The sequence below is a fragment of the Variovorax sp. VRV01 genome, assembly GCF_014852545.1.
Classification (GTDB): domain Bacteria; phylum Pseudomonadota; class Gammaproteobacteria; order Burkholderiales; family Burkholderiaceae_C; genus Variovorax; species Variovorax beijingensis_A.
In genome coordinates this window covers 130511-149703 of record NZ_JACVBS010000012.1, presented here as the reverse complement: position 1 = coordinate 149703, position 19193 = coordinate 130511, and the positions used below count along the sequence as shown (strand labels likewise).

At 70.2% G+C, this 19193-nt stretch carries 18 protein-coding genes; 4 read left to right on the top strand and 14 right to left on the bottom strand.

Features of this window, described 5'->3' with window-relative positions; translation table 11 throughout:
- Window positions 1–40: 40 nt before the first annotated feature.
- Genes IB278_RS21565 through pgaA form a run of 4 tightly spaced genes read right to left on the bottom strand, consistent with a single transcriptional unit; the run spans window position 41 to window position 6219 of the window.
- Window positions 41–592 (bottom strand): PgaD family protein, encoded by a 552-nt coding sequence (locus tag IB278_RS21565; RefSeq protein WP_145742279.1) that lies wholly within the window; start codon window positions 590–592, stop codon window positions 41–43.
- Window positions 576–1859 (bottom strand): poly-beta-1,6-N-acetyl-D-glucosamine synthase, encoded by a 1284-nt coding sequence (gene pgaC, locus IB278_RS21560; RefSeq protein ID WP_192325347.1) that lies wholly within the window; start codon window positions 1857–1859, stop codon window positions 576–578. Before pgaC ends, IB278_RS21565 begins: the two co-directional genes overlap by 17 nt.
- Window positions 1856–3895 (bottom strand): poly-beta-1,6-N-acetyl-D-glucosamine N-deacetylase PgaB, encoded by a 2040-nt coding sequence (gene pgaB / locus IB278_RS21555; protein ID WP_192325345.1) that lies wholly within the window; start codon window positions 3893–3895, stop codon window positions 1856–1858. The genes pgaC and pgaB overlap by 4 nt, the downstream gene beginning before the upstream one ends.
- On the bottom strand, window positions 3895–6219 hold the full coding sequence (pgaA, locus tag IB278_RS21550; RefSeq protein WP_192325343.1) for a poly-beta-1,6 N-acetyl-D-glucosamine export porin PgaA: 2325 nt from the start codon (window positions 6217–6219) through the stop codon (window positions 3895–3897). Before pgaA ends, pgaB begins: the two co-directional genes overlap by 1 nt.
- A gap of 340 nt (window positions 6220–6559) precedes the next feature.
- On the opposite strand from pgaA, the gene IB278_RS21545 reads away from it, so the two are divergent.
- On the top strand, window positions 6560–7387 hold the full coding sequence (locus IB278_RS21545) for a creatininase family protein (RefSeq protein ID WP_145742271.1): 828 nt from the start codon (window positions 6560–6562) through the stop codon (window positions 7385–7387).
- 3 nt (window positions 7388–7390) lie between these two features.
- Here the strand turns inward: IB278_RS21545 and IB278_RS21540 are convergent, their stop codons facing one another.
- The 10 genes from IB278_RS21540 to IB278_RS21495 form a co-directional block, all read right to left on the bottom strand.
- Complete coding sequence (locus IB278_RS21540) at window positions 7391–8368, bottom strand: threonine dehydratase (RefSeq protein WP_192325341.1); 978 nt, start codon at window positions 8366–8368, stop codon at window positions 7391–7393.
- 13 nt (window positions 8369–8381) lie between these two features.
- The gene (locus IB278_RS21535; protein ID WP_192325339.1) at window positions 8382–9014 is read right to left on the bottom strand and encodes a LysE family translocator; all 633 of its coding nucleotides are present in this window, start codon (window positions 9012–9014) and stop codon (window positions 8382–8384) included.
- Window position 9015: 1 nt separating this feature from the next.
- The gene (locus IB278_RS21530) at window positions 9016–9708 is read right to left on the bottom strand and encodes a VOC family protein (RefSeq protein WP_192325337.1); all 693 of its coding nucleotides are present in this window, start codon (window positions 9706–9708) and stop codon (window positions 9016–9018) included.
- A gap of 11 nt (window positions 9709–9719) precedes the next feature.
- The gene (locus IB278_RS21525) at window positions 9720–10646 is read right to left on the bottom strand and encodes a PhzF family phenazine biosynthesis protein (RefSeq protein WP_186454146.1); all 927 of its coding nucleotides are present in this window, start codon (window positions 10644–10646) and stop codon (window positions 9720–9722) included.
- Window positions 10647–10651: 5 nt separating this feature from the next.
- The gene (locus IB278_RS21520) at window positions 10652–11293 is read right to left on the bottom strand and encodes a glutathione S-transferase family protein (RefSeq protein ID WP_145742261.1); all 642 of its coding nucleotides are present in this window, start codon (window positions 11291–11293) and stop codon (window positions 10652–10654) included.
- A 7-nt stretch (window positions 11294–11300) separates the two neighbouring features.
- Entirely contained in the window at window positions 11301–11972 is a 672-nt protein-coding gene (locus tag IB278_RS21515; RefSeq protein WP_192325335.1) for a LysE family translocator, read from the bottom strand.
- A 24-nt stretch (window positions 11973–11996) separates the two neighbouring features.
- A complete protein-coding gene (locus tag IB278_RS21510; RefSeq protein ID WP_192325333.1) occupies window positions 11997–12629 on the bottom strand; it encodes a DJ-1/PfpI family protein in 633 nt (210 codons plus the stop codon).
- A 23-nt stretch (window positions 12630–12652) separates the two neighbouring features.
- Window positions 12653–13855, bottom strand: a complete 1203-nt coding sequence (locus IB278_RS21505; protein ID WP_145742255.1) for a PLP-dependent aminotransferase family protein — start codon at window positions 13853–13855, stop codon at window positions 12653–12655.
- 31 nt (window positions 13856–13886) lie between these two features.
- Window positions 13887–14843: a DMT family transporter gene (locus IB278_RS21500; protein ID WP_192325331.1), complete on the bottom strand. Its 957-nt coding sequence runs from the start codon at window positions 14841–14843 to the stop codon at window positions 13887–13889.
- 61 nt (window positions 14844–14904) lie between these two features.
- Entirely contained in the window at window positions 14905–15504 is a 600-nt protein-coding gene (locus IB278_RS21495; RefSeq protein WP_145742251.1) for a LysE family translocator, read from the bottom strand.
- Between the two features lie 103 nt (window positions 15505–15607).
- Here IB278_RS21495 and IB278_RS21490 point away from each other — a divergent pair, with 103 nt between their 5' ends.
- From IB278_RS21490 to IB278_RS21480, 3 genes are all read left to right on the top strand, one after another.
- Complete coding sequence (locus IB278_RS21490; protein WP_145742249.1) at window positions 15608–17023, top strand: PLP-dependent aminotransferase family protein; 1416 nt, start codon at window positions 15608–15610, stop codon at window positions 17021–17023.
- Window positions 17024–17113: 90 nt separating this feature from the next.
- Entirely contained in the window at window positions 17114–17857 is a 744-nt protein-coding gene (locus IB278_RS21485) for a PhaM family polyhydroxyalkanoate granule multifunctional regulatory protein (RefSeq protein WP_192325329.1), read from the top strand.
- Between the two features lie 45 nt (window positions 17858–17902).
- Entirely contained in the window at window positions 17903–19183 is a 1281-nt protein-coding gene (locus tag IB278_RS21480) for an FIST N-terminal domain-containing protein (protein ID WP_145742245.1), read from the top strand.
- Window positions 19184–19193 lie beyond the last annotated feature (10 nt).

Genomic DNA, 19193 nt, shown 5'->3' with positions numbered 1-19193 from the left:
TCACCGACGCGAAACCCCTGCAGCGATGCGGCCGTACCGGTCAGCGCGCGGCGGCGGCCGTTTGCAGCGCGGACTCCGGCAGGCCGCGGGCCGCGTCCTCGGCATGGCGCAGCTGACCGTCGCGGTCGTGGTGCACCAGCAATTGGCGGGCGCGCTGCCAGGTGGACAGGCGCGCCGGCGGCACCGCGATGTAGGAGGCCAGCGCGAACAGCGACGACTGCTCCTGGTCCGGCGGCGTCTCGCGCAACTGCTGCAGCCGGCGGAACGGCGCCATCAGCAGCATCGAGACCAGGATCACGCCGATCACGGTGGCATAGAGGCCCAGCAGGTGCAGCACCTCGGGCTGCGAGCGAGCGCCGAGCACGTAGGGCCATGCGTACCAGACCGCGCAGAACCAGATCGCCACCGTGACGGCCGGGCGCAGCACGCGCAGCCACAGGTACATGGCCAGCGTGCGCCGCGGCGAGCGGCCACTGCCGAAGGCGCGCAGCGAAATGCGCGCGGCATCGATGATCGGCTCTTCTCCTTTGGGCTGGCCCCAGGAGCGGCGCCGTACCGGCGGCGGGGTGTGGGATTCAGGGTGGTGGTGCATCGGAAACTCCTCGGTCAGGGCTCGTCCACACCGCACGCTTGCCGCGGCGGCGCATCAGGGCTTTGGGAAGGGCGATGACGGTGGCCGCCATCGTGATGGTCCAGAAAGCGATCGGGTACCAGATCGTTCCGGCGAAATAGCGCAACAGGTCGCGGTCGTAGCGGCGATCGATCCACAGGCTCAGCAGCATCTGCAGGATGCAGGTCATGGCCAGCAGCGTGCCCTGCCAGTGCGGCAGCAGCGCCGAATGCCAAGCCGACGCCGCGGGCAGCCACGGCCGCAGGAAGCCGATGACAAGCACCAGCGCCATCGCATAAGCCCACACCACGCTGACCATGTACTCCGCATAGATCAGCCACATGCGCCATTGCCGCGGCCGCAGGATGCGCGTGGTGTAGCGCAGCATGGTCTGGATGCCGCCGACGGCCCAGCGCAGGCGCTGCTTCCAGAGGCCGCGCAAGGTCTCGGGCATGAGGATCCAGCACAGCGCGCGCGGCTCGAAGCGCAGCTGCCAGCCGCCGAGCTGGAGCTTCCAGCTCATGTCGATGTCCTCGGTGAGCACGTCGGGGCTCCAGAAGCCCACGTCGATCACGGCGCGGCGGCGGAACATCGCGATCACGCCCGACACCGTGAACAGCGTGCCCACCAGCTGCTGCGAGCGCTTGATGAGCCCGATGATCGAGGAGAACTCGCCCACCTGCATGCGCCCGAGCAGCGTGGTGCGGGTGCGGATGCGCGGATTGCCGGTCACGGCGCCGATGCGCTCGGACTCCAGCATCGGGTTCAGCATCCAGGCAATGGCGTTGGCGTCCACCAGCGCATCGCCGTCGATGCCCAGGATGTACTCGCCGCGCGCGAGCTGGCAGGCGGTGTTCAGGCCCACGGCCTTGCCCTGGTTGCTGGCGTTGTGGATCACGCGCAGGCGGCTGTATTCCTGCGTCATCGCGTCGAGCAGCTCGCCCGTGCCGTCGGTGCTGCCGTCGTTGACCGCGATCACCTCGAAGTTCGGATAGCGCGTGCGCATCAGCTGCTCGATCACTTCGCGCAGGTGGGGCGCCTCGTTGAAGCAGGGCACCACCACCGTCACCAGGGGGCGCGACGCAAGCAGGTCCAGCGGATCGATTTCGACGTCGCGTCGGCGTTCGAACACCCAGGCATGCGACAGCCCGCCCGCCATCCAGACATAGGCCATGAAGAAGGGGTAGTAGAAGACGAAGCCGAACAGCAGCGGTGGCAGCGCCTCGGACAGGGCGTGGAAGGTGGTCATGGCGAGCGGCCCTCTTCGGGTGGCGGCGCCAGGGCGGGCAGCGCGCGCGGCAGCAGCGCGCGCACCGAGATCGCGCGGCGCACCACCTCGAGCGAGGGCTGGTTGGCGAGGAAGTCGTCGGGGTAGTAGCCCAGGTGCCGCACGCCCATGCGGTGCAGCAGCGTCCACTGGCGCGCGAGTTCCTCGTCCGGCACGGGGCGGCCGGTGCGCCAGTCGCGCGCCTGCAGTTCGAAGACGGTGCCGTCCAGGCCGCGCGGCGTGCCGGCCGCGCGGCGCGCAAGGCGTGCGAGCCAGGCCTGCGCATCGGCCTTGTGCTCCATGCGCGGCATGGCCATCAGCGCCACGTAGTCGTAGGCCGCGAGCGCAGCTTCGTAGTCCTGCGCGAACCATTGTTCCGCCGCGGGTTCGAGCACCGGCCGCGCATAGAGATTGCGCGCGGTTTCCAGCCCGGGCCGCCAGGCGCCCGCGCGCGCGGCGAGCTCCTGGGTGAATGCCGTCAGGTACCGCGTCTTGGCACGGGTCCAGCGCGCCATCAGGGCCGGGTCGGCGCGGATGGCCGCCACGTCGGCCGGCAATCCCCAGCGGCCGTATTCGGCGAGCGCGGGCGGGCTGGCGTCTTCGTCGTCCGACAGCATCGCGTCGTCGTGGAACAGCAGCCCCTCGAAGAAGGCATGGCGCCCGAGGTCTTCGTAGATGCCGCCGACCAGCGCGCGCACTTCGGGGTCGAAGGGCGACAGCCGGTGGTAGCGGTCCGCGGGTGTGCCACCGTCCGCGGTGCGTACCGTATGCGCCGCGAGCGGGTTCGACGCCGGCAGGCGAAACGCCATCACCGGCATCCAGGCATAGACCTTCACGCCGGTGCGGCTACGCAGCTGCCAGGCCGCGCGGCCGAAGAGGTCGGCGCGCATCGGCAGCTGGCGGTTCGGAAAATAGAGCGCATCGGCCACACCGTCGCCATCGGGATCGGCATAGGCCTGCAGGAACACGGCGCGCGGACGTATGGCCGCGACGCGGTCGAGCAGGGCCGAGAGATTGCGCTCCTGCTGTGCCGGATCGGGGTCGTAGACGTAGTCCAGGTCGACGTGCATCACGCGGTTGACCGGCCGCAGCTCGCCGCCCACGGGGCTGCTCAGCAGCCGGGCGTATTCGGGTGCCTCGTTGTCGTAGGCCACCAATGCGCGGCGAACCTGCGAGAGCGGCACCGAGGCCGTGTTCGGCCCGTCGTCGAGCGTGAAGGTGACAGGCATCCCCGCGCGCTCGGCGGCCTTCAATGCCGCGCTGTTGTAGGCGCCGTAGGGCCACACCATCGCGCGCACCCTGGCGCCGGTGCGGGCCTCGATGATGCCGCGGCTGCGGCGCAGGTCGGATTCGATGCGCTGCACGTAGGCGTCGTCGTCCTCGTAGCGGCCCGTGGCCGGGTCGTAGTGGTGCGTGGCGGCGGACGGCAGCATGTTGCCTTGCGGATTGGCCTGCACGCCGTTGTGCATGGCATGGCTGTGGCTCGCCAGCTCGACCAGGCCGGAGCGCGCCATTTCGGCGGCCTCGCTCCAGCGCAGGAAGTCGCCGCGCGGCGCGGGCTTGTCGCCGTAGGGAACGCTTGCGCCCTCCGGCACGTCGAGCCAGCTGGTCACCAGCGCCAGCAGCGCGGGATAGCCGAAGCGCTTGAGCAGCGGGAAGACCTTGGTGTAGGCGCTGCGGTAGCCATCGTCGAAGGTCAGCAGCACGGGCTTGGGGGGCAGCGGCCGGCCGCCGGCGCGCGCATCGATCGCCTGCTGCAGGCTGATGGGGTGGTAGCCGTTGTGCCGCAGCCAGGCGAACACCTCGGCCAGCGTGCGCTCGTCGATGGCGGTGCCATCGGGCGAACTCTCGAAGCTCGCGCGCACGTTGCTGCGCACGTCGTGGAAGGAGAGCACGCGAAAGCTCAGGCCGTCGTCGGTATCGGCGGGCGGCAGCGGCTGGGCCGCGCCGGGCAGCGCGAGCGCCAGCAGCAGCCAGGCCATGGCCGCGCGCAGCAGGGTGGTCAGGTTGGTTCGCATCAGGGCAGGGGCATCGAAAGATTCAGGAAGACGCTGCGCTGCCGTTCGCGCACGCCGTCATAGGGATGGCTGGAGATACCCAGCCCGTAGCGCAGGGTCAGCTTCGGCCCCAGGTTCCACCTGTGCTCGTAGCGCACGCTCCACAGCGGGCCAGTGCCGAAGCCGGCCTGGCGATAGCTGCCGCCGCCGATCTCCACGGCCTGGAAGAACTGCCTGTCGTCGCTTTTCCAGTGGAGCCATTGCGCGCGCACGGTGAGCAGGGCGCTGGCATCGCGGGGCGGGTTGAAGTACGCGGCCTCCTGCTGCCGGCCGCGGCTGGCGCCGGCGCCGAGCCGGGTCTCGAGCTGGAAGCGCGGCGTGCTGACCCAGCGTTCGCGCCAGGTGAAGTCGAGGCCGTTGCGCAGGTTGCCATCGCTGAAGTCGAGCCGCTGCCATTGCAGCTCGAAGCGGCGCGACTCGTCGACCACGTAGTTCACGCCCAGGCCGGTGTCGCGCGCGCCGATGCGTGCAATGCGTGCCTTCCAGGGCAGTTCCTTGCTGTCGCCGTCGAAGGTGGCCGAGAGCCGCCATGCGTCCCCGGCGCGGTAGTCGACGCGTGCGGCTGCGCTGGTGCGATAGGGCCCGGTGTTCGAATGCTGCACGGCGCCCTCGGCCAGCCAGCGGCCGCGCTGCCAGGCGAGTCCGATGCCGCCGCGCGCCCAGTTTCCGTTGCCGTCCGAAGTGTCTGCGCGGCCCAGCACCTGGTCGTAGAAGATGCGCCATTCGTCGTCGATCAGCCCCGAGCTGAGCCGGCTCGCAACGCGCCATTCGCGGTTCGCGATGGCGGCGCCGCCGGAGGCTGCCTCGGCATCGAGATCGAGCCGCGGGCCGGTGGCTGCGCGCCGCTTGCGGGCCAGGTCGCGCACCTGGGCGGTGTCGGGTGCGTCGGCCTCGAGCGATTCGGCGCGGCGGCGGGCCTCGCGGAATTCGCCGGCATCGAGCAGCGCCTCGACATGGCCGGCGCGTGCGCCGATGTCGTGCGGGTGGTCGGCGGCCAGTGCTTCATAGCGCGCGAGCGACGCTTCGGGGTGGTCGCGCAGCCGTTCGGCCAGGCCTGCGCCGGCCGCGAACTCGGCGTTGAGAGGCGCTTCGCCGGTCAGCAGCGCGAAGCGCCGCTGCGCGAGTGCATGCCGGTCGCCGTAGAGCAGCAGCATGGCGCGCATGCTGTTCGCTTCGGTGTACTCGCCATTCGGCAGGCCCGCTTCCGGCGCGAGGCGCAGCGTGGCGGGCGTGGCGCCTTCGATGCGCGCGAGCAATGCATCGGCGTCCTCGAAGCGGCCGGTATCGAGGTAGGCGTAGGCCAGTCCCTGGTAGATCGGATCAGCCGCCGGCAGTGCCGGGCCGCTGCCGGCCACAGCCGCCTCGAACAGCGGCACCGCATCGACCGAGCGGCGTTCCTGCGCGAAGGCGCGGGCCGCGGCGCCGAGCGCATAGGGCGGCAGGGTCGATCCGTCGGCGCGCAGTGCCTCGAACAGCGCAATGGCGTCGGCCGGGCGGCCGCGCTCGACCAGCGCCAGCAGCCGATCGGACTGCAGCTGCAGGCGAACGGAGCGCCACGCATCGGCATCGGCAGGGTCGGCGTGCAGTGCCGATGCATCGAGCCGGGCCAGCGCGATCTGCTGCTGCGCCAGCACCTTGTCGAGCGCGGCCACGCGCGCCGTGCCGATGCGCTCGTCGCGCTCCAGCACGGCCCAGCGCAGTTGCTGTGCGAGCGCCTGCTGTTGCAGCGTGGACAAGACCAGCGCCGTGAAGGTGCCGGGATTCGCGCGCTCCGCTGCTTCGGCCTCCTCGAAGGCCGCAGATGCGGCGCCGCTCGACGCCAGCAGCAGTTCGGCTTCGCGCTGCGCATCGCGCGAAGCCGGCAGGCGGGCGCGCCAGACGGCGATGGCCTCGCCCTGCAGCGCGAGGTCCTGCGTACGGCGCGCTGCCAGGGCCAGCGGGCCGAGCGCGTAGTCGTGCAAGCTGGCAGGCGGCCCCTGCCGGCCCAGGGCCGCGGCATCGGCGAACCGGCCGTCTGCAGCAGCGATCGCCACGGCGTCGGAAATGATGCGTTGCCGCTCGGCATGGCCCGGTGCTGCCGCCAGCCATGTTCTCAACTGCTGCAGCGCCTGCAGCGGCGCGATGCGATTCGCGCGATAGGCGTCAATCAATGCATCGTGTTGCTGCGGCGTATAGGAGGCCGCAGCGTGATCGGCCGCCGCGGGCGAGGCGATGGCAACCGGGGCCGCCGGTGCGGCGGAGGCGCCGAACGCCAGCAGGCAGACGACCGGAGGCAGCTTCCGCAAAGCCTGTGTGAGGTATCGAGGCCATGGGTCGGCCGGCGCCGCATTGCGTCCAGCCACGACCGTGCCTCCATCGTTCTTGTGGATTGACACTCTGCTCCCTTTGATAGCACTCCTGCACGGCGAATCGCCGTTCAGGGCAGAACTTCTCGAAGCCACGAAAGCTGTATTGAAAAGTTCCTAGAAAGTGACTCTATGGGAGTTTGTTAACAAACTACTCACAAGCGATGAAAGATGTGACCAGAGCGTGAACTGATTCGCAGATCAAGGGGCATCGAGGCTTCCACGTGCGCTTCGCACGGGCCATCTGGGCGCCGGCAGCGCCTCAGCCTAAGATCGCGAGATGCACGCACAACCGGCCTCCCTGCCCCGCTTCTGGTCCCAGCTCACCACGCGCGATTTCGCGGCGCTCGACGCGGCTGCCACGGTCGCGGTGCTGCCCCTCGGCGCCACCGAGCAGCACGGGCCCCATCTGCCGCTGGGCGTGGACACGGTGCTGGCCGACGGCATCGTGGCTGCGGCGCTGCCGCTGCTGCCGGCCGCGCTGCCGGTGCTGTTCCTGCCGACGCAGCAGATCGGCCTGAGCCCCGAGCACGCGCGCTTCGCGGGCACGCTCACGCTGTCGGCCGAGACCTTGATCCGCATGTGGAAGGAGATCGGCGCCGGCGTGGCGCATGCCGGCGTGAAGAAGCTGGTGCTGTTCAATGCGCACGGCGGCCACGTGGGCGCGATGGACATCGTGGCGCGCGAGCTGCGCGCGGCGCACGGCCTCATCGTCTACAGCGTGAGCTGGTTCAACCTGCCGCTGGGCGATGCGGGCGCGCAGTTCGGCGCCCACGAACACCGCTTCGGCGTGCATGCGGGCGAGATCGAGACCTCGATGATGCTGGCCCTGGCGCCGCAGCAGGTGCGCATGGGCGAGGCGAAGAATTTCCGCTCGACCTCCGAGCAGCGTGCGGCCGGCTACGCGATTCTCGGCAACGGCAAGAGCGCCAAGCTCGGCTGGGCCATGGAGGATTACAACGCGCAGGGCGCAGCGGGCAACGCCGCCGCCGCGACGGCGCCGCGCGGGCAGGCTGTTGTCGATGCGGCTGCGGAGCAGCTCGCACTGTTGCTGGCGGAGGTGTCTCGGCTGCCGCTGGATACGGCCCGTACGGGGCCGCTGCCGTAGCGTTCAGGCCGCCGCGTCAACGCCCCCCAGCACCTCGGCAAACATGCCGGAATCGACATTGCCGCCGCTCAGGCAGATGCCCACCGTCTTCCCGCGCCAGCGCTCCTGCTGCTGGAGCGCGCCCGCCAGTGCCGCGGCGCCTGCGCCTTCGGCCACGTTGTGCGTGTCGCTGAAGAGAATGCGCATGGCTTCGGCCACTTCGTCGTCGGTGACGGTGATCACGTCGTCGGCCTCGCGCAGGATCACCTCCAGCGATTCGGGCACCGGCGTGCGGCAGGCCATGCCGTCGGCCAGCCGCGTGCCGGCCGGCGACTCGACGGGCCGGCCCGCGCGGAACGAATCGCGGTACGCCGTGGCATGCGCCGACACCACGCCGATGAGCCGGGTCGGTGCGCCGCAGTGCGCCCGCGCGGCGGCCGCGGCTGCGAAGCCGGAGCCCAGCCCGATCGGGATGAACAGCACGTCGGGCGGCGCATCTTTCAGTGCGCTGAAGAATTCGACATACGCCGTCGACACGCCGCGCACCAGCTCGCGGTGGAACGAGGGCACGCGGTGCATGCCGTCGCGCTCCGCAAGCAGGGCCGCATGCTCCGCGGCCGCCTGGAAGTCGTCGCCATGCTCGACCAACTGCACGCCCAGCGCGCGCATCGCGGCGTTCTTCTCGAGCGAGTTGCCATGCGGCACCACGATGGTGGCCGCGAGCCCGTGGCGCCGCGCCGCAAAGCCGACCGACTGCCCGTGGTTGCCGCGCGTGGCGCTGATCGCATGGCGCACGCCGGGTTGCTCGCGCGCCAGCGTCTCGAAATAGGTCAGCCCGCCGCGGATCTTGAAGGCGCCCGCGGGCGTGTGGTTCTCGTGCTTGGCCCACACCGTGCAGCCGAGGCGCTGCGCGAGCAGCGGCCATGCGTACTGCGGCGTGGGCGGCATGGCGGCACCCACGGTGCGCTGCGCGGCTTCGATTTCTTCGCGGCTGAATCTCACGCGCTTTCCTTTTTCACTTGCGTTCCGTCAGCGCCACGCGCACCGCCAGTGCGGCCAGCACGCTGCCCATGACGTAGCGCTGCGCGCGCAGCCAGCCGGCGCTTTGCGAGAGCACGGCCGTGATGCTCGCGGCGCCGAGGATCATCACGGTGTTGACCGCGGCGCTGCTGGCCATCTGCGCGACGCCCAGCTGCATGCTCTGCAGCAGCACCGAGCCGCGCTCCGGATGGATGAACTGCGGAAAGAACGAGAGGTAGAACATCGCGACCTTTGGGTTCAGCAGGTTGGTGAGAAAGCCCATGCGAAACAGCTTGCCCGGCGGATCGGCCGGCAGCGCGCGCGGCTCGAAGGGCGCATTGCCGCCGGGCCTGACCGCCTGCCATGCGAGCCACAGCAGGTAGGCCGCGCCGGCCAATCGGATGGCGTCGAACGCGAGCGGCACGGCCAGCAGCAGCGCGGTGAGGCCGAGCGCGGCCGCGAACAGGTGCGCAAGAAAAGCCATCATCACGCCGCCGAGCGAAACCAGTCCGGCGCGCCGGCCCTGGATCAGCGTGCGCGACACGCAATAGATCATGTTCGGCCCCGGCGTGAGCGCCAGCAGCAGCGAGGCGAGTGCGAACCAGGCGATTTCGGTCAAGCTCAGCATGTCAGAGTCCTTCGGATTGAAGCGTGACGGGGCCGCGGGGCGTGTCGAGCACGGCCACCAGGTTGGGCGCGCCGGCCTGCACCGCCAGGCCGGCCATGCCGATGGCCGACAGCGCCGCAGAGAGGTCGGCCGCGCGCGGATGCGTGGCCTGCAGCGAGCGCATCGCCAGCCCCGAGGCCGGCATGGCATCGGTGGGATGCACCGGGCCCCACTGGATCAGCGTGGGCAGCGCGCCGTAGAAGAGGCGCTGGCCATCGTCGCGCACCGTGATCTGCCATTCGAGCCGGCCGGCGGGCGTGTCACGCGAGGCTTCGAGCAATTGGCCGCGGTCGATGTGCGCGTGCTCCTCGCGCGCCAGCGCCTGCAGCGCGGCGTGGGCGTCGGGCACGCGCGCGACGAAGTGGACCAGCCGCGGTCCGCGCCGCACAAGCCCGGCCTGCAGCACGGGGTCGTCGAGGTCGAACCAGCGGCGCGTGCCGGGGCGCGAGGGCCGCTTGCCGGGCTCGATCGCGATGATTTCGAGGTAGGCCTGCGGGAACGCCTCGGCCGCGATGTTCAGCAGCCGGTTGTGCGTGCCCATCAGCGGATGTGAGCCACCAGGGCCGGGCGTGACGCCCAGCGTGGCCTCGCACCACGCCACGCCCTCAGCCAGCGAGGCAGCGGCGATCACCAGATGGTCGAGTTGCGCGCGCATGGTGCTTTGCCTTACAGCGTGACCTGGCCGTCGATGCAGGTCACGGCATCGCCGCCGACCCACACCTTGCCGTCGGCGTCGCGCTCGATGTACACGCGCCCGGAACGGCCGAGGCACTGGCCCTGCGCGGCCGTGTAGCGCGCGGGCATGTGGCCGTCGGCAATCAGCCATTCGGCGAGGCTGGCGTTGAGGCTGCCGGTGACCGGGTCTTCCTCCACGCCGATGGGCGCGGCAAAGGCGCGCACTTCGAGGTCGATCTTCGGGCCGTCTTCGTCTCCGGTGGCAACGGCCTTGCCGCCGAAGGCGCGTGCCTCGCGGTTCGAGCGGCCGATCAGCATCGACGAGCCCTGCTCGGCGGGCATGCCCGCCACGCCGGCCTTCACGCCCAGCTCCTTGAGCATGCGGTGGTCGGGCACGAGCCGCAGCACCGTGTCCGCATCGCTCAGCAGCAGGCCGAACCACACCGGGCCGTTGTCGAGCACCTGGGCCGCGACCACCTGCTGCGCCTTCAGGCCCAGCGCGCCCGCCACCTTGGCCAGCAGCGTGGGGCTGGGCGCGCTGCGCTTGAGCGGCGGGGCCGAGAAGGCCAGGCGTTCGCCTTCATGGCGCAGCGGCACCAGGCCGGCCGCGCACTGCTGCACGATCCGGCCCGCCGCCTTGGGCTTGCCGCCGGCCTGCAGCCAGGCGTGACAGCTGCCGATGGTGGGATGGCCGGCAAAGGGCAGCTCGCCGCCGGGCGTGAAGATGCGCACGCGGTAGTCGGCCGTGGGCTGCGTCGGCGGCAGCAGGAAGGTGGTTTCCGACAGGTTGGTCCACTGCGCAAAGCGCTGCATCTCGGCGTCGTCGAGGCCACCGCCGTCGAGCACCACGGCGAGCGGATTGCCGAGGTAGGGCGTGGCGGTGAAGACGTCGACTTGTTTGAACGGGCGGGGTTTCATGTTTTTCATTCGAGCGGGAGATCGAGCACGCCGCGCGTGCCCGGCCGGGAGATCAGTTCGCCATACCAGCGTTCCAGGTTCGGCCAGCTGGGCCGCTGGTACTCGGCCGGCGGCAGGCCGAACCAGCGGTGCGCCTCGCAGCCGATGGGAATGTCGGCCATGGTGAAGCGGTCGCCGGCCATGAAGGGCTGGCGTGCAAGATGCGCATCGAGCATGGCGAACAGCGCCTCGCTCGCATGGACCGAGGCAGCGATCAGCGCCGGGTTGCGCTCGGCCGGCAGCGTGCGCACCCATTGCACGAAGGCGTCGCGGCTCGCGCGGTTGAGGGTGGTCTGCTGCCAGTCCATCCAGCGCTCGGCATCGAAGCGCGCGGGCAGCTCGCTCGGGTAGAACTTGCCATGCGAATGCCTGGCGCAGAGATAGCGCACGATCACGTTCGATTCCCAGAGCGTGACGCGATCGCTGCCTTCGCCGTCGTCGATGGTGGGCACCATCGCGTTCGGGTTGAGCGCCAGGTATTCAGGCGTCTGCACCACGCCGAAGCGGCCGCCGGCCTCGGTGCGTTGGAAGTCGAGCCCGAGTTCCTGCGCGCACCAGACGACCTTGCGCACGTTGATCGAACTGATGCGGCCCCAGATGTTGAGCATGGTGTTTTCAGCTTCCTTGGACAGGTGTGGCGGACAGGGCGGATGGCACGGCGGGACGGTCGAGCAGCAGCAGGCGGATCGCCAGGCCGACCATCACCAGGGCCAGCAGGCCGCGCTGGAACTTTTCAGTCCCCGGGCGCCGCTGCAGCCATCGGCCGACCTGCCCGCTGCAGGCGCCGAGCAGCGTGTTGAACGCGAGCGCGGCTGCCGACAGCATGACGCCGAGCTGCACCAGTTGCAAGGGCACGCTGCCGCGCGCCGGGTCGACGAACTGCGGCAGAAACACCATGAAGAACAGCAGCGCCTTCGGATTGACGAGGTTGTTCAGGAACGCCATGCGCACGATGCGTGCGAAGGCGGACGGCTGCGCACGCGCACCCGTGGGGAGGCCGCCGCCGCTGCGAACGGCCTGCACCGCAAGCCACAGCAGGTACAGCGCGCCCGCGTAGCGCAGCAGGTCGAACGAGGGCGGCCAGGCCGCCACCAGCGCGGTCACGCCGGTGGCGGCGAACAGCGTGTGCACCAGGTCGGCCGACGAAATGCCGAGCGCCGCCGCGAAGCCGCCGCGCGGGCCATGGGCCACGCCGTGCGAGAGCACGAAGGCCATGTTCGGCCCCGGCGACAGGAACAGCGCGAGAACGGCCAGCAGGAAGAGCGCGAGCGTGGCGAGGCTGATCATGATGAGTGTCCTGCAGCGCTTCCCTCAGGCCGCGTCGGCCGTGGCTGCCGCAACCGTGGGGAGATAGGGCGCGATGTTGCGCAGGGCGCGCGCCACGTAGTCTTCCTTCTCGCCCACCGGCGCAACATAGTGCAGCGCGCTCCGTGCGGCCTCGATGCCTTCGCTGCGAGCGATGAGCCAGGCCGCAAGGTAGGGCGCCGACAGGCAGCCACCCGCGGTCGCCACGTTGCCCTTGGCGAAGAAGGGCTGGTTGAGCACCTCGACGCCGGCTTCCTGCACCCAGGGCTTGGTCGTGAGGTCGGTGCAGGCCGGCACCGCGCCCAGCAGGCCCAGCTTGGCCAGCAGCAGCGTGCCGGAGCACTGCGCGCCGATCAGCTGCCGCTTCGCATCGAGGCGGCGCAGCGCGCCCATGATGGCCGGATCGGCCGCGATCTCGCGCGTGCGGATGCCGCTGCCGACGAGCACCGCGCCGGCTTCGGCGGCCGCTTCGAGCGTGGAGCTCGCATGCACGGTGACGCCGTTCATCGAGGTGACCGTGGCGCTGGGCGCAGCCAGCGTCACGCGCCAGCCCGGCCTCTTGATGCGGTTGAGCACGCCGAGCGCGATCAGCGAGTCGAGTTCGTTGAAGCCGTCGAAAGTCAGGATGGCGATGTGCATGGTGGTCTGCCTTGTGCTGCGCCTCAGACGGGCTCGGGCGCGAGCCTGCGTTCGCCCAGCAGCGCCAGTTCTTCGCGCAGCGTCAAGGCCAGCGCGGCGATGGCGGTATCGATTTCCTCGACGCTGGCCGTCACGAACGACAGCCGCAGCGTGCGCGGATCGCCCTGGTCCGCATAGAAGGGCGCACCCGGCACGAAGGCCACGTTGCGCTCCACCGCCTTGGGCAGGAGCGCCACCGTGTCGATGCCCTCGGGCAGGCGCGCCCACAGGAACATGCCGCCCTTGGGCGCGTTGAACTTCACGTCCAGCCCGGCCATCTCGCGCGTGAGCGCGGCCATCATCGCGTCGCGCTGGCGCTTGTAGAGCGCGCGGATGGTCGGCACGTGGCGCTCGAGGAAGTTGTCCTTCATCACGGCCGAGACCATGCGCTGCGTGAAGATCGGCGTGTGCAGGTCGACCGCCTGCTTGGCCTGCAGCAGTTTCGGGAAGATGGCCTTCGGCGCCACCAGGAAGCCCAGGCGCAGGCCCGGTGCGAGCACCTTCGAGAACGAGCCCAGGTAGATGCAGCCTTCGGGGTTGCGCGCGGTCAGCGGTAGCGGCGGGGCTTCGTCGAACCACAGTTCGCCGTAGGGGTTGTCCTCGACGATCGGCAGGCCGGCGGCGGCCGCGGCGGCCGACACGGCGGCGCGGCGCGCCTCGGTCATGGTGCGGCCGGTGGGGTTCTGGAAATTGGGCAGCAGGTAGATGAAGCGCCCATCCTTCGCCTTGGCCACCAGGTCTTCGACGATCACGCCCTCGTCGTCGCTCGCCACGCTCACCGGGTTCGGCTCCATCGGGCCGAAGGCCTGCAGCGCGCCCAGGTAGGTGGGCGTTTCGACCAGCACCTTGCTGCCCGGATCGATGAGCACCTTGGCCACCAGGTCCAGGCCCTGCTGCGAGCCGGTGGTGATGAGCACCTGCGCGGGATCGACGTTCCACGGCAGCATGTCGGCCACGGCCTGGCGCAGCGGCGCATAGCCTTCGCTCGCGGCGTATTGCAGCGCCGCCTGGCCGTCGTTGTGCAGCACCTCGGCGCAGGCGTCGGCAAAGGCCTGGATCGGGAAGGTCTTGGGCGAGGGCAGGCCGCCGGCCAGGCTGATGATGCCGGGGCGCTCGGTGACCTTGAGGATTTCACGCAGCACCGACGGATTCATCTTGGCGGCGCGGGCGGCGAGTTTCCAGTTCATGGGTTCTTCTTTCAGGCGGGGTGGGGTGAGATCAGGATTGTTCGGCATGCGCTGCACGCGGTGAAACGGCAAGAACGGGCTGCGGCTGCGAAAGGCGCTTGCCGAGCACCACCGTGCAGACCACGGCCATGGCAAAGCCCAGCGTGACCACGTCGAGCGGTTCGCCCAGCAGCGGAATGGATGCAAGGATAGAGAGAAAAGGCTGCAGCAGCTGGGTCTGGCTCACGCGCAGCGCGCCGCCCAGGGCCAGGCCGCGGTACCAGGCGAAGAAGCCGATCCACATCGAGAACACGCCCACGTAGACGAAGCCCAGCCAGGCCGACGTGGCGATGGGCTCCGTGGGCCACATGGCCAGCGTGGCGGGCAGCGTCACGGGCAGCGCCATCACGCAGACCCAGCAGATCACGCGCTCCGCGCCGAGCGACGGCGTGACCTGCGCGCCGTAGATGTAGCCGAACGACGCCGCGACCACTGCGCCGACCAGCAGCAGGTCGGCCCATTCGAAGCCGAAGCCATGGCCGCCCTGGCTCGCGCGCAGCACCGAGAACACCACCACCAGCAGGCTGCCCGCGATGGCGCAGAGCCAGAAGCCGAGCCGCGCGCGCTGGTGCAGCACCCAGGCCGCGACCGCCGCGGTCACGAGCGGCAGCAGCGCCGTCACCACTGCCGCGTGGCTGGCCGTGACGACGCGCAAGGCGTAGCCCAGCAGCAGCGGATAGCCGATCACGTTGCCGAGCACCGCCATGCCAAGGGGCTTCCACTGGTGCGGCGCGGGCCGCGGCGAGCGCGTGGCGAGCAGGAAGACCATCGAGAGAATGCCCGCCAATGCGGCGCGACCGAGCGTGACGAACCAGGGCGACAACTGCGGCGCGTCCTGCGTGCCGGTGGCCAGCCGCGTCATCGGTAAGGTGACAGCGAACAGCGCCACCCCGATCACGCCGAGCCACATGCCCAGCGTCTCGTCCTTGAGGGGGAGGCGGCTGCTCATTGGATGACCTCCGTGCTTCGCACTGCGGTGCGAGCTTGCTTGGGGCGGCCCGGCGCGGCGCTCATACGCTCAGCATCCACCAGGCCGTGAGCACCAGCACGAGCCCCATCGCACGGTTGAACCACAGCAGGCGCTTGCCCTTGGAGAGCCATTCGCGCAGCAGCGCGCCGGCCAGCGCATAGGTGAAGTTGCTGATGAAGGCGTAGACCAGCATCACCGGCGCGACGATCGCAAAGCGCCCGATCGCATCGGGCTGCCCCGCGATCCAGCCGGCCACCAGCGTGAGCGCGAGCAACCAGGCCTTGATGTTGACGAACTGCAGCATCACGCCCTGGCCGAAGCCGACGTTCAGGCCGGCGCCGTCCGCGCGGCCGAGCGTGCCGCTGCCGCTCAGCTTGTAGGCCAGCCACAGCAGGTAGCCCACGCCCAGCGCCTTGATGGCCAGGCGCAGCGAAGGCACCGCCACCACCAGCGCGCCGATGCCGGCGGCGCACAGCACCAGCAGCAGCGTCCAGCCGACCGGCACGGCCACCACGAAGCGCATCGCGCGCGGCAGGCCGCCATTGGCCGCCAGGGCGGTGGAAAGCGTGGTGTTGGGACCGGGCGAGAAACTCATCGCCGTGGCCAACACCAGCAGCGCGGTGAATTCTTGCCAGTTCATTGCATACACTCTAAACTTTCACACCATTACAGTTCCGATACAGTTGGTCGAACATATACCAAAACTGTATTGGTCTTTCTTTCGACACAGAAGCCGGGCCCAGATGCTGACACGAACCTCCACCCAGTCGCTCACGGGGCAATTGGCCGACCGGCTGGCCGAACGCATCCGCACCCGGCTGCTGCCGCCCGGCGCGCGCCTGCCCTCGGTGCGCGAATGCGCGCGCCAGCAGGGCGTGAGCCCCTACACGGTGGTGGCCGCCTACGACCAACTGCTGGCGCAGGGCCTGGTCGAGGCGCGCCGCCAGCGCGGCTTCTACGTGCGCGATTCGGCGCCGGCGCAGGAGGGCCGCCCGCCCAATGCGGCGCCCATGGTCGCCCAGATGATGGCCTCGCGCGTGCCGGCCGATGCAAGCTCGCTCATCCGCAGCATGTTCCACCGGCCCAGCGACAAGCCGCAGCCGGGCATGGGCGTGTTCCCGCCCGAATGGATGTCCTCCACCTTCATGCCGACGGCCGTGCGCCGCATGACCAGTACAGCGGCGCTGCAGGAGCTGTCGCTCCAGTACGGCGAACCCTCGGGCGACGCCGCGCTGCGCCGCAGCCTCTCGAACAAGCTCGTGGGCATCAACGTGCCCGCCGCGCCCGACCAGATCGTGACCACGGTGGGCGCCACGCATGCGCTCGACATCGTGAGCCGCACGCTGCTGCGCGCCGGCGATCCGGTGATGGTCGAGGAGCCCGGCTGGGCGCTGGAGTTCGCGCGGCTCGAGGCGCTGGGCATGCGCATCCTGCCGGTGCCGCGCCGCGCCGACGGGCCCGACCTGGAGGTAATGGCGCAGTACTGCCAGCTGCACAACCCCAAGCTCTTCGTCAGCGTGAGCGTGCTGCACAACCCGACCGGCTACAGCCTCACGCCCGGCAGCGCGCACCGCGTGCTCAAGCTCGCCAACGAGCACGACTTCCACATCGTCGAGGACGACACCTACAGCCATCTCGCGCCCGAGCACGCCACGCGGCTCAGCGCCCTCGACGGGCTGCAGCGCACCATCTACGTCAGCGGCTTCGCCAAGATCCTGGCGCCCAATTGGCGCATCGGCTTCCTGGCCGCCTCGCCAGAACTGAAGGAGCGGCTGCTCGAGACCAAGCTGCTGGCCACGCTCACCACGCCCACGCTGTTCGAGCGGGCGCTTTCGTGGTGCATCGACCAGGGGCAGCTGCGGCGGCATGCCGAGCGCATCCGCATCCGGCTCGACGGCGCGCGCGGCCGCGCGGTGAAGCTCGCGATGGCGCACGGTTGCAGCTTCGCGTCGGAGCCGGCGGGCCTGTTCGGCTGGGTCGACACCGGCGTGGACACCGACGCGCTCACCCAGCGCATGCTCGACCAGGGCTACCTGCTCGCGCCGGGCTCGCTGTTCCATGCGCGGCGGCCGCCGAGCACGATGATGCGGATCAATTTCGCGACCTCGCAGGACGCGGCGTTCTGGAAGGTGTTCAGCAAGGTGCGCGCGGAACTCTGACGGCTCGAACGGGCGGGGCTGGCAGGCCCAAAACGGCGGTGCCTTGGAGTAAGCTGGCATCACAAGAAAACCCAACCCGGAGACCTCCGCATGAGCAATGCCAGCCAACCCTTCGACTTCAGCCAATTCGTCCCCGGATTCGATTTTCTGAAGAACCTTGCCGGCGGTGGCGCCGGCGGTTCGGCGGGCGGCGCGGTGCCCGGGTTGCCGAGCCTCGCGAGCTGGGTGGCCCCCACGCTGAGCGTGGAAGAGGTCGACAAGCGCATCCAGGAACTCAAGACGGTGCAGTACTGGCTCGAGCAGAACGGCCACGCGCTCAAGGCCACCATCCAGGCGCTCGAAGTGCAAAAGATGACACTTTCGACCTTGCGCGGCATGAACGTGCGGATGGAAGATATCGCCAGCGCGTTCACCAAGCAGGCGGCCGCCGTGGCGCCTGCCGCTGCTGCGCCGGCACCCGCACCGGCGGCTGCGGCGCCGGCCGAACCGGAAGCCGAGCCCGAAGAAGCCCCGGCGCCTGCGAAGAAAGCGCGCAGCAAGCCGGCTTCAGGCGGTGGTGGCGGCAATGGCGGCGCCGGCGTGATCGATCCGATGCAATGGTGGGGCTCGCTGACTGAGCAGTTCCAGCAGATCGCGAGTTCGGCGCTGCAGGATGCGGCCCAGCTCAAGGTGCCGGCCATGGCCCAGCCGATGGCCGATGCGGTGGGCAAGGCCATGGGCAAGCCGGCGGCGGCTCCCACGGCCTCGAAGCCCGCGGCCAGGAAGGCGGCAGCGCCCGCCGCCGCAAAGAAGGCATCGGCCGCCGCGCGCAAGCGAACGGCCGGCCGGCGCTGACGTCATACACACACATTTCTTGAAGAGAACGGGTTGGCACGCATCATGAAGCTGTTTCCTTCCGGCCATGCCACCCACCCGCAATGGCGCATGGCAGCCGGCCTCGTGCTGGCCCAGTTGCGCGCGCAGATGGCGCTGCCCGACTACGCGGCGTCGCCCACGCTCGGGCTGCTCTACATCACCGACCACTACGCGTCGGATGCGCAGGACATCCTCGACCACCTGAGCGCCGAACTGCCCGAGGTCACCGACTGGTCCGGCACGGTCGGCATCGGCGTCTCGGCCAACAACGCCGAATATTTCGACGAGCCCGGCCTGAGCCTGATGCTCTGCGCATTGCCGAGCGACCAGTACCGCGTGTTCTCCGGCGTGGCGCCGCTGGGCAATTCGGAAATGAGCGGCTTCGAGGCCCATACGGCGCTCGTGCACGCGGACCCCGCCACCCCCGACCTGACCGAACTCATCGGCGAGATGGCGGGCCGCACCAACACCGGCTATCTGTTCGGCGGGCTCTCGTCGGGCCGTGCGGGCGCGCTGCAGTTCGCGGTCGGCGGCAACGGCAACATCCGCGGGCACGGCGCCGCGGGCGGCGTGTTTTCGGGCGGCCTGTCGGGCGTGGTGTTCGGCGAAGGCGTGCGGCTGGTGTCGCGCGTCACCCAGGGCTGCCAGCCGCTGCGCTCGGGCGCGGGGCGCGAGCGCGAGATCACCGAAGCCGACGGCAACCTGCTGCTCAAGCTCGACGGCGAGCCCGCGCTCGACGTGCTGCTGGCCGACCTGCAGGTGTCGCTCGAGCGGCCGCAGGAAGCCATCGACGCCGTGCGCGCCACCCTGGTGGGCCTCGCCGACGCCGGCAGTGACGGCATCCGCCGCACCGGTGACCTGGGGGCCGACGTGCTGGTGCGCCACATCATCGGACTGGATCCCACGCGCCGCGGCATCGCGATTGCCGACGTGGCGGAGGCCGGCATGCGCCTGACCTTCTGCCGCCGCAATGCGCAGGCCGCGCGCGCCGACCTGATGCGCATCTGCGCGGAAATCCGCGAGGAACTCGAGCCCGAGGAGCAGACGCTGGCCACCGCGCGCGCCGTCGCGGCCGGGGAGGCCGAAGCCGCGCCGCATCCGGCGCGCCGCATCGCGGGCGCCGTGTACGTGAGCTGCTCGGGGCGCGGCGGGCCGCATTTCGGCGCGCCGGGCGCCGAGCTGCAGATCGTGCGGCACGCGCTGGGCGACGTGCCGCTGGTCGGCTTCTTCGCCGCGGGCGAAATCGCCCGCCACCATCTTTACGGCTACACCGGCGTGCTGACGGTGTTCACCAGCAAGGACTGAACCCAGCCCT